The sequence below is a fragment of the Paraburkholderia jirisanensis genome (assembly GCF_054782355.1).
This window is the reverse complement of the sequence record NZ_BAAGSQ010000009.1, coordinates 153,050-161,582: the sequence shown is the minus strand read 5'-3', so window position 1 is coordinate 161,582 and position 8,533 is coordinate 153,050. Positions and strand designations below refer to the sequence as shown.

8 protein-coding genes are annotated in these 8,533 nt (G+C 61.3%); 6 read left to right on the top strand and 2 right to left on the bottom strand.

All coding sequences use genetic code 11. The features are described 5' to 3' along the window. The first annotated feature begins 336 nt into the window (after positions 1-336). From imuA to ACYVNQ_RS06640, 3 genes are all read left to right on the top strand, one after another. Positions 337-1,044, top strand: coding sequence for a translesion DNA synthesis-associated protein ImuA (gene imuA / locus ACYVNQ_RS06650; RefSeq protein WP_460901644.1), 708 nt, complete (start codon positions 337-339; stop codon positions 1,042-1,044). Further along, positions 974-2,458 carry a Y-family DNA polymerase gene (locus tag ACYVNQ_RS06645; protein ID WP_460901642.1) on the top strand — a complete coding sequence of 495 codons (1,485 nt, stop codon included), beginning with the start codon at positions 974-976 and terminating at the stop codon, positions 2,456-2,458. Before imuA ends, ACYVNQ_RS06645 begins: the two co-directional genes overlap by 71 nt. 120 nt (positions 2,459-2,578) lie before the next feature. Beyond that, entirely contained in the window at positions 2,579-5,725 is a 3,147-nt protein-coding gene (locus ACYVNQ_RS06640; protein WP_460901671.1) for an error-prone DNA polymerase, read from the top strand. Between the two features lie 14 nt (positions 5,726-5,739). Here the strand turns inward: ACYVNQ_RS06640 and ACYVNQ_RS06635 are convergent, their stop codons facing one another. After that, entirely contained in the window at positions 5,740-6,681 is a 942-nt protein-coding gene (locus ACYVNQ_RS06635; protein ID WP_460901640.1) for a dTDP-4-dehydrorhamnose reductase family protein, read from the bottom strand. Then, positions 6,681-6,890 (bottom strand): cation transporter, encoded by a 210-nt coding sequence (locus tag ACYVNQ_RS06630; RefSeq protein WP_460901638.1) that lies wholly within the window; start codon positions 6,888-6,890, stop codon positions 6,681-6,683. The genes ACYVNQ_RS06635 and ACYVNQ_RS06630 overlap by 1 nt, the downstream gene beginning before the upstream one ends. 135 nt (positions 6,891-7,025) lie before the next feature. On the opposite strand from ACYVNQ_RS06630, the gene cueR reads away from it, so the two are divergent. The 3 genes from cueR to ACYVNQ_RS06615 all read left to right on the top strand — a co-directional run bounded on the left by cueR (position 7,026) and on the right by ACYVNQ_RS06615 (position 8,437). Continuing rightward, positions 7,026-7,451 carry a Cu(I)-responsive transcriptional regulator gene (gene cueR, locus ACYVNQ_RS06625; protein WP_460901669.1) on the top strand — a complete coding sequence of 142 codons (426 nt, stop codon included), beginning with the start codon at positions 7,026-7,028 and terminating at the stop codon, positions 7,449-7,451. A 288-nt stretch (positions 7,452-7,739) separates the two neighbouring features. After that, positions 7,740-7,886, top strand: coding sequence for a DUF3563 family protein (locus tag ACYVNQ_RS06620; protein ID WP_460901636.1), 147 nt, complete (start codon positions 7,740-7,742; stop codon positions 7,884-7,886). Between the two features lie 227 nt (positions 7,887-8,113). Continuing rightward, positions 8,114-8,437 (top strand): hypothetical protein, encoded by a 324-nt coding sequence (locus ACYVNQ_RS06615; protein WP_460901634.1) that lies wholly within the window; start codon positions 8,114-8,116, stop codon positions 8,435-8,437. The last annotated feature ends 96 nt before the right edge of the window (positions 8,438-8,533 follow it).

Below are 8,533 nucleotides of genomic sequence, written 5' to 3'. Positions count from 1 at the left end.
GCCGATGATAGTGCGGATTGCCCGTGTGAAAGTAGGTAATCGTCAGGCTCCTTATGCAGCACCACAAACCCCGCCCCATAAATGGCGGGGTTTGTGCGTTTACGACTCGAAAATTTATTTCAATATCCGGTTCTATTAACTGGCATATCGCAAGTCGAAAATGGGCGATGACTTATCTCGAATGAGTAAACATTTCGAATAAGCCTTTCTGCTTAAAGTCATATTTCCATATTTTTTCCTCAGTCAATTCCCCATCGCACCTTAACAAGTGCCAGGTCCAGCCCCCTGAATTACGTGTAGGATACTGTATAAACATACAGGTTTTTCCTACGATCGATGTCGACCGCCGCTGTCCCTGCCGAGGATATCCATCCAGCGCTCTGGCGAGCCTCGCAGCTTGCGCACGGGCGCGGGAAGACGGTCGACACCGGCTATGCGGTCTTGTCCACGGAGTTGCCGGGCCACGGCTGGCCGCTAGGTGAACTGATCGATTTACTGGTCGAGCAACCGGGTGTCGGCGAAATGCGGCTTCTTGGTCCCACACTGAATGTGCTGAGCACACGGCCTATAGCACTGGTCCGGCCGCCGCATATCCCGGATGGACCTGGCTTCGATCACATTGGCCTGTCGCTCGATCGGCTGTTGCAGATCAAGGCGCCGAAAATTACCGACGCTCTATGGGCAGCCGAACAGATCCTACGTGCCGGCAGCTGCGCTGCAGTGCTGCTGTGGGCAGAGCATGCGAAAGCATCATCGTTGCGGCGTCTTCATCTGGCCGCGCAATCGTCCGACACGCTGTTCATCATGGTCCGGCCGCTCGTCGCGATCCAAGATTCATCGCCGGCCTCGTTACGGCTGGCGCTAAGACCCGCGGCGGAAGGCCTGACAGTCGAGATTGTGAAGCGACGAGGCCCCATACGCACCGAGCCGCTGTCGATTTCCCTGCAACCCACACCCGTTCTGTATTCCCGTCATGCGCGTCTTGCTCGCCGTCCACTTGCCGAAGTTGTCACTCGAAGTGTTCCAGCCGAAGTGGCCGCATGACGACTCATCTGCAATGGGGTACGGCAACGCAGTACTGGAGAAGGGCGCGGTAGTGGTCGTCGATAAGGCGGCGCGCGCAGTCGGCGTGCGTTTTGGCATGAAGCGCGCGGGTGTGCATACACTTTCGCCGCAGACACGCTTGTACGAGCGCGACCTTGTACGCGAAGCCACCGCGCAACGTGAAGTCGGCATCGCGTTGATGAAATTTTCACCGGATGTCGCGCTGCTCGACGGGGCCACGGTCATCGTGGAAGTCGGTGGGAGTCTGCAGCTTTTCGGCGGGGTGCTGTCGCTATGCCGGCAGGCAAAAGCGCTACTCGACACCTTCGGCCTGACCGCACGCATCAGCGTTGCGCCAACCGCGCAGGGCGCATGGTTGCTGGCTCAGCACGGTAATCGAAGGGTGCTGAAAATCGCCTCGCTTGAACGTGCGCTGGCACCGTTGCCGATGCACATCGTGCCGGAAATCCGTCCGTTCGCTGACTGGTTCACCGGGCTCGGCTGCGAAACGATCGCAGATGTGCGCCAGTTGCCCCGCGCGGGTTTGCAACGCCGTTGCGGCGAGCATCTGCTGGATTCCCTGGACCGCGCTTTCGGTATGGCGCCGGAACTGTTCGATTGGCTTGCACTACCCCCTACCTTTGCTGCGCGTGTCGAGTTACCCGATCGACTCGAGCATGCGGACGGCGCAATATTTGCCGCGCACCGGTTGATCGCGCAACTATGCGGCTGGCTGTGCGCAAAGCAACTCGCTGTAGCCTCGATCACGTTGACTTTCGAACATGAGAGAGGCCGGCAGGCGATTGCGCCGACCGTGATCGAAATCGCGCTCGGCGAACCGACATGGCGCGAAGAGCATCTGATGCGACTTTTAAAGGAGCGTCTGCATCGCGCAGAATTTCCTGCACCCGCTATTGTGCTGCGGCTCGACGCGACGCGCGTCGACGTGGCCGAACCGGCGTCGGACGCGCTGTTCCCGGAACCGGGCGGCACGCCGGAGGATCACGCGCGTCTGCTCGAATTGCTGATTGCGCGGCTCGGTGCCGAAAACGTACTGCGTGCTGCGCCGACCGGCGATTACCGTCCAGAGATGGCGAACCGCTGGGTGCCAGTCGGCGATGTGGAGAAGAAGACGGCGCTGCCGCAAGGCTTGCCGCGCCCGACGTGGCTGCTGGAAACGCCGCTGCGTCTGCTGATGCGCCAGAATCGGCCGTTTTACGGCTCGCCGTTGCGCAAGGTATCGCGGGCCGAGCGCATCGAAGCAGGCTGGTTCGACAACGACTTCGTCACACGCGACTACTACGTGATGCAGGCCGAAGACCGCAGCTGTTACTGGGTCTATCTCGAGCGCGTCAGCAGCCGCGTGGTGGGCGAAGAGGAGCCGCGCTGGTTTCTGCACGGCCTGTTTGGCTGATCCGGCACAAACGGAGCTCAAACGGAGCACAAACGGTACAGCACAACGACCATGGATCCATCCTCCAAGCCGCCCATCCCTGCGCTACCCGACGCGTCGTCGCTCGTCGAAGCGTCCACGATGTCGTTCGGATTGCCGGCGTACGCCGAGCTGTTCTGTTTTTCCAATTTCACGTTCCTGCACGGCGCGTCGCATGCGGATGAGTTGGTCCAGCGCGCGCTGGAGCTGGGCTACGCAGGCCTCGCTATCACCGACGAATGTTCGCTCGCCGGCATCGTGCGTGCGCACGTTGCAGCGAAGGAAAAGGGCTTCCCGCTCGTCATCGGTTCATATTTTCAGCTGCGCAACGCCGACGGTTCACCAGCCTTCGGCCTGATCCTGCTGGCGCAGAATCGTGACGGTTACGGCAACCTGTGCGAGTTGATCACGCTTGCGCGCAAACGCGCGCCGAAAGGCGAATACCGTCTGACGCCACATGACTTGTCGCGGCCCGATCGCAACAACGCGCATCTGCGCGGCATGCCCGACTGTCTCGCGATCCTGGTGCCGCCGTTCCCCGCGAAGGAGGAAGCGCTCGAGGCGCAGATCAAATGGCTCGACGAGACCTTCCCCGGACGCGCATGGGCGGGCCTCGTGCTGCATCAGCGCGCGATGGACGATATTCATCGCGGCGCGCTCGAGTATGTCGCGGACAGTCTGCAGGTACCGGTTGTCGCGCTCGGCAACGTCGTGATGCACATACGTTCGCGCAAACCGCTACAGGACACCCTGACGGCGATTCGCGTCGGCAAGCCGGTTCACGAGTGCGGCTACGATCTTGCGCCGAATGCGGAGCAGCATTTGCGCGCGCGGGTGCGGCTCGCCAAGCTTTATCCCGAGCACACGTTGCGCGAGACGATCAGCTTGCTGGGGCGTTGCAAGTTTTCGCTGGATGATCTCAGGTACGAGTATCCCGACGAGATCATTCCCCAAGGCTTCACGCCGACCACTTATTTGCGGCAGGAAACCTATAAAGGCGCGCAAGAGCGCTTTCCCACGGGCCTTACCAATAAAAACCGGCAACAGCTCGAACGCGAGCTGAAGCTGATCGAAGAGCTGGAATACGAGCCGTTTTTTCTGACCGTCTATGACATCGTCAGCTACGCGCGTAGCCGTCACATCCTGTGTCAGGGGCGGGGCTCCGCAGCCAATTCGCTGGTTTGCTATTGCCTCAGGATCACCGAAATCGGCCCGGAGCATGTCAAAGACAGCATGCTGTTCGAACGCTTCATCTCCAAAGAACGCGGCGAGCCGCCCGATATCGACGTCGATTTCGAGCATCAGCGGCGCGAAGAGGTGATCCAGTACATCTACGGAAAGTACGGTCGCGATCGCGCGGCGATTGCCGCTGCGGTGTCCACTTACCGGCCGCGCGGCGCGTTGCGGGAAACCGGCAAGGCGCTGGGCATCGATCCGCAGATCGTCGACAAGGTGGCGAAGTCGCATCACTGGTTCGATTCGAGCAGCGACTTGCTGGCGCGTTTCGAGGAGGTGGGGCTCAACCCGGAAACGCCGCTGATCCAGATGTGGGCGATGCTGGCGTCGCAGCTGCTCAATTTTCCGCGGCATCTGTCGCAGCATTCGGGAGGTTTCGTGATCAGCCGCGGCAAGCTGACGCGGCTCGTGCCGGTCGAGAATGCAGCGATGGCGGAGCGCTCGGTCATCCAGTGGGACAAGGACGATCTCGAATCGCTCGGCTTGCTGAAGGTCGATGTGCTGGCACTGGGCATGTTATCGGTGATTCGTCGTGCGCTGGATCTGGTGGCGCAGCGGCGCGGCGAGCACTTCGAGATGCAGTCGATTCCAGTGGAAGACCCGCAGACTTACCAGATGATCTCGCGCGCCGACACGATCGGCGTGTTCCAGATCGAATCGCGCGCACAGATGAGCATGCTGCCGAGGTTAAGACCGGAGAAGTTCTACGACCTCGTCATCGAGGTCGCGATCGTGCGGCCCGGGCCGATTCAAGGTGGGGCGGTGCACCCGTATTTGCGACGGCGCCAGAAAGTCGAGCCGACGACTTACCCCAACGAAGATTTAAAGGTCGCGTTGGAGCGCACGCTTGGCGTGCCGATTTTCCAGGAGCAGGTGATGCAGGTCGCGATGATCGCGGCCGGCTTCACCCCGGGCGAAGCCGACGAACTACGTCGTGCGATGGCCGCATGGAAGCGCAAAGGCAACCTGCAGAAATACTACGACCGCATCGTCAGCGGCATGCTGGAGCGCGGTTACGAGCAGGGTTTCGCCGACGCGATTTTCGAACAGATCAAAGGCTTCGGCGAGTACGGTTTTCCTGAGAGTCATGCTGCCAGTTTCGCGTTGCTCGTCTACACCAGCAGCTGGCTGAAGTGCCATGAACCCGAGGCGTTCCTGGCCGCGCTGCTCAACAGCCAGCCGATGGGTTTTTACTCGCCGTCGCAGCTGGTGCAGGACGCGAAGCGGCATGGCGTCGAGGTGTTGCCGGTCGACGTCACGATAAGCGACTGGGATTCGTCGCTCGAAAAGATCGCTGATGCGGTGCGCCCTGCGGTGCGTCTCGGGCTCTCGCTGCTGCGCGGCATGAAAGACGGCGCGGCGGAGCGCATCGGGATGGCGCGTAAAGACCGGCCGTTCGCCAGCGTGCAGGATCTGGCGTATCGGGCACAACTCGATCGTCGCGACCTGCATGTGCTGGCCGACGCGAACGCGCTCGCGGCGCTCGCCGGCAATCGCCGCGAAGCGTTGTGGCAGTCGGTCGCGGCGGTGCCCGACAAGGATATGCTGGCGGGCACCGCGGTGACCGACGAGACGCCGCGACTGGGCGCGCCGTCGGAAGCGCAGGACATCGTCGCGGATTACCGGTCGGCAGGGCTGACGTTGGGGCGTCATCCGCTCCAGTTGTTGCGGCCGCAACTGCTGGCCGAGCGGTTAATGCCTGCTGCGACGTTGAATGCTTACCGCAATGGGCGCCTCGCGCGCGCCTGCGGTATCGTCACAGTGCGCCAGCAGCCGGGCACCGCGAAAGGCGTGATCTTCGTGACGATCGAGGACGAGACCGGCAACGTCAACGTGATCGTGTGGCCGAAGCTGGTTCAGCAGCAGCGCAAGGAACTGCTGGGTGCATCGCTGCTGGCGGTGTACGGCGTGTGGCAAAGTCAGGGCGAAGTACGACACCTCGTTGCGCATCGGCTGGTCGATATGTCGCATCTGCTGGGTGGGCTGCAATCGACTAGCCGGAATTTTTGCTGACGCCGAACGCTTGTTTACGACACGGCTCCTCGCCACGGAAACTCTGCCAGTACCTGCCCGATTCCTACGTTGAACGGCGTACGGCGCCCAATGCCTAGTGCCTCCAGCACAGCCGAATCCAGATGGCAGTTATGCGGGCGCGGCGTTGCATCGGTCGGCGTATGCTGCGGCGTCAACTGCGCATCGAGCCGCAGCGCGTCGGCGATCCGCTGCGCGATCTGGTACTTCGTCATCGGCTCGTCGCCAGACCATTGCGCGATGCCGCACACTGCTTTTCCCTGGCGATGCCGCTCGAGCATCTGCGCAATCACAAACGCTACGTCGGGCGTGAAGGTCGGGTAACGAATCGCCCAGGCATCCATCACGGCCGGTTTCGATTCCGCGGCAGCGGAGTGCGCCGACGCCGCAATCGCCGGAACCAGGCTCGTCACGGCCGATTCCTGCCAACTGACGATCGGCCCGTATAGCAGCGGCAAGCGCAGCACACAGCCGAAATCTGTCGTATCGAACAACGCGTGTTCGCCTTCCAGCTTGCTGCGGCCATACGCGTTGAGCGGCGACGGCGCGGCGTCATGCAGATAGGGCGGCCGGGTGCCGTCGAACACATAGTCGGTTGAAATCGACAGCACCCACGCACCATGCCGGCGCGCCGCCCCCGCGAGCGTGCGCACCGCGTCGACGTTCAGCGCCTGCGCGAGCGCCGGATCGTTTTCGCAGACATCCGGCCGACGCTCGGCCGCGGCGATCACGATCGCGTCGGGCGCATGCTGATTGATAAAGCGGTCCACCGCCTGCGCGTCGCGCACGTCGAGCACGGTCTGATCCGGGCGCGCATGATTGAAGGCCGTCTGCACGACTTGCCAGCCTGCCTCGCGCGCAAGGCAGCCGGCGATGGCGCGCCCGAGCAAGCCGGACGCGCCGATCAGCGCGACCTTGAAGCTAGCGCGCGCTGCCATCATTGATTCGCAACGGCAAGGACCGTATAGCCAGCGTCGTCGATCGCGTCCTTGAGTGCGTCGACGGTTGCCGTCGAGTCGACTGAAACCTTGCCCGCTGCGAGATCGACCTGGACGTGCGCGGCGGCGTCGCGCTCGTGGATCGCATTGGTTACGGCCGATACGCAATGCTGGCAGCTCATGCCTTCTACGTTGAACTGGATAGTCATCTGGATTTCCTTTTGCAATGAAGTGATGCAACAACGGTTGGATTATGCCCGCCGGTCCTTATTTTCGAACGATGACCTTCCTATGATGGGAAGGTGTAGCATCGGGCGGAACGGTAACGAACGAGGGGCAGCGTGATGAACATTGGTGAAGCGGCTAGCGCGTCGGGTGTCACGGCGAAGATGATTCGCTATTACGAAAGTGTTGGTTTGCTTGCAGCCGCCACGCGGACTGCTGCCGGATACCGCGTTTATGGGGCGCAGGAGGTTCATTCGCTGCGCTTTATCCGCCAGGCGAGGCGCCTCGGCTTCCTGGTCGACGATATCCGTCGGCTGCTCGCGCTGTGGCATGACCGGTCGCGCGCCAGTGCCGAAGTCAAGACGATCGCCCTCGAGCATGTGGCGGATCTCGACCGGCGTATCGCCGAATTGACCGAAATGCGCGATACGCTCGCACACCTTGCCAACCATTGCCATGGCGATGATCGGCCCGACTGCCCGATCATCGAGCAACTGGCGAGTGTGGATGCAAAGACGGTGGCCAACAAATGCCACGCAGATTGAATTAATAAAAGGGCCAGATTTCTGATGTCGGTCGTGTTCGATTTGCACTAAATCGGTGCGTATTTGCCGACTCACAGCGGTACTGCCCACCGCTATCCAAAAAATAGGCCGTGAAATCAATAATTTGTTTTGCGAAAAACGATGCTCCATTCCGAAACGGAATGCACCTGATTCAGGCATTTCACTAGCGGACCGACGATGTAGCGCTATAATGCGGGTTAACCCGTTTACGGGAAATCCCTGATGTTCAATCCACCGGGGATTCATATTGGTCCTTGGAGAAGCATCATGATCGTGTTTGTTGTCGAAAAACTGAGCCACTGGTTCGAAACCGCAGAACGTAGCCGCCGCGAGGCTTACCTCGCTGAGTCGACGGACATCGTCCAACTCGAGCAACGTATCCGCGAACTCGAAAAGAATGGCTACTCGTTGTAAATGCGCCGGGGCGGCACGCGCAAAAGCGCTTCGACCGGTTCACCAGCCGCCACACAAAGCCCCGCCAAGCGGGGCTTTGTCGTATTTGGTGTCGCTCCATTTCGCCAGCCACTAGTCTGAACGTTGCCACTGCGGTAAGGTAAAGCGCTTTCTACGCGTCCCGTCCCTTTCCGAAGATCAGCCCGTTCATGTACACAGCCGGTTCGACTCAATTTGCAAACGCCGTCATGGCGTCGATGCTGCTCGCTGCGGCGCTTTGCGCGCCGTCGGCTGTGCAAGCTGCATCAGGTGGCGGCCAGCCGCTGATACTCGATACCCAACGCGGGATCATCGACGGCCAGAGCGGTACTGTGCTGCAGAACGCGCCGCTGTCGAAGGAGCCGATCGTCCAGGCTGCGCCGACGGCTCAGCCGCAGCAACTGGCACCGGATTCGTCGATGCCTATCTACGTGGCACCCTATATTCAGTACCCCGCCAATGGCGGCCAGCCGCCATCTCCCAACCCAGGTCCTCGCCCCGGGCCGCGGCCTGTGCCGCAGCCACGACAGTAGGCCATAGACCGACTCGTCGGGGCGGTGTGGTTCGCGTCGTTTCGGGCGTGCGAGGTTATCGACGAAGCGTTCTGTATCGACGCGCGTGTTGGCAGA

Bases quoted from the DNA above. Each gene is read 5' to 3' on its own strand.
- imuA (WP_460901644.1), top strand. From the start codon at position 337: ATGTCGACCGCCGCTGTCCCTGCCGAGGATATCCATCCAGCGCTCTGG.
- ACYVNQ_RS06645 (WP_460901642.1), top strand. From the start codon at position 974: ATGCGCGTCTTGCTCGCCGTCCACTTGCCGAAGTTGTCACTCGAAGTG.
- ACYVNQ_RS06630 (WP_460901638.1), bottom strand. From the start codon at position 6,890: ATGACTATCCAGTTCAACGTAGAAGGCATGAGCTGCCAGCATTGCGTA.
- ACYVNQ_RS06620 (WP_460901636.1), top strand. From the start codon at position 7,740: ATGATCGTGTTTGTTGTCGAAAAACTGAGCCACTGGTTCGAAACCGCA.
- ACYVNQ_RS06635 (WP_460901640.1), bottom strand. From the start codon at position 6,681: ATGGCAGCGCGCGCTAGCTTCAAGGTCGCGCTGATCGGCGCGTCCGGC.
- ACYVNQ_RS06615 (WP_460901634.1), top strand. From the start codon at position 8,114: ATGGCGTCGATGCTGCTCGCTGCGGCGCTTTGCGCGCCGTCGGCTGTG.
- ACYVNQ_RS06640 (WP_460901671.1), top strand. From the start codon at position 2,579: ATGTCGTTCGGATTGCCGGCGTACGCCGAGCTGTTCTGTTTTTCCAAT.
- cueR (WP_460901669.1), top strand. From the start codon at position 7,026: ATGAACATTGGTGAAGCGGCTAGCGCGTCGGGTGTCACGGCGAAGATG.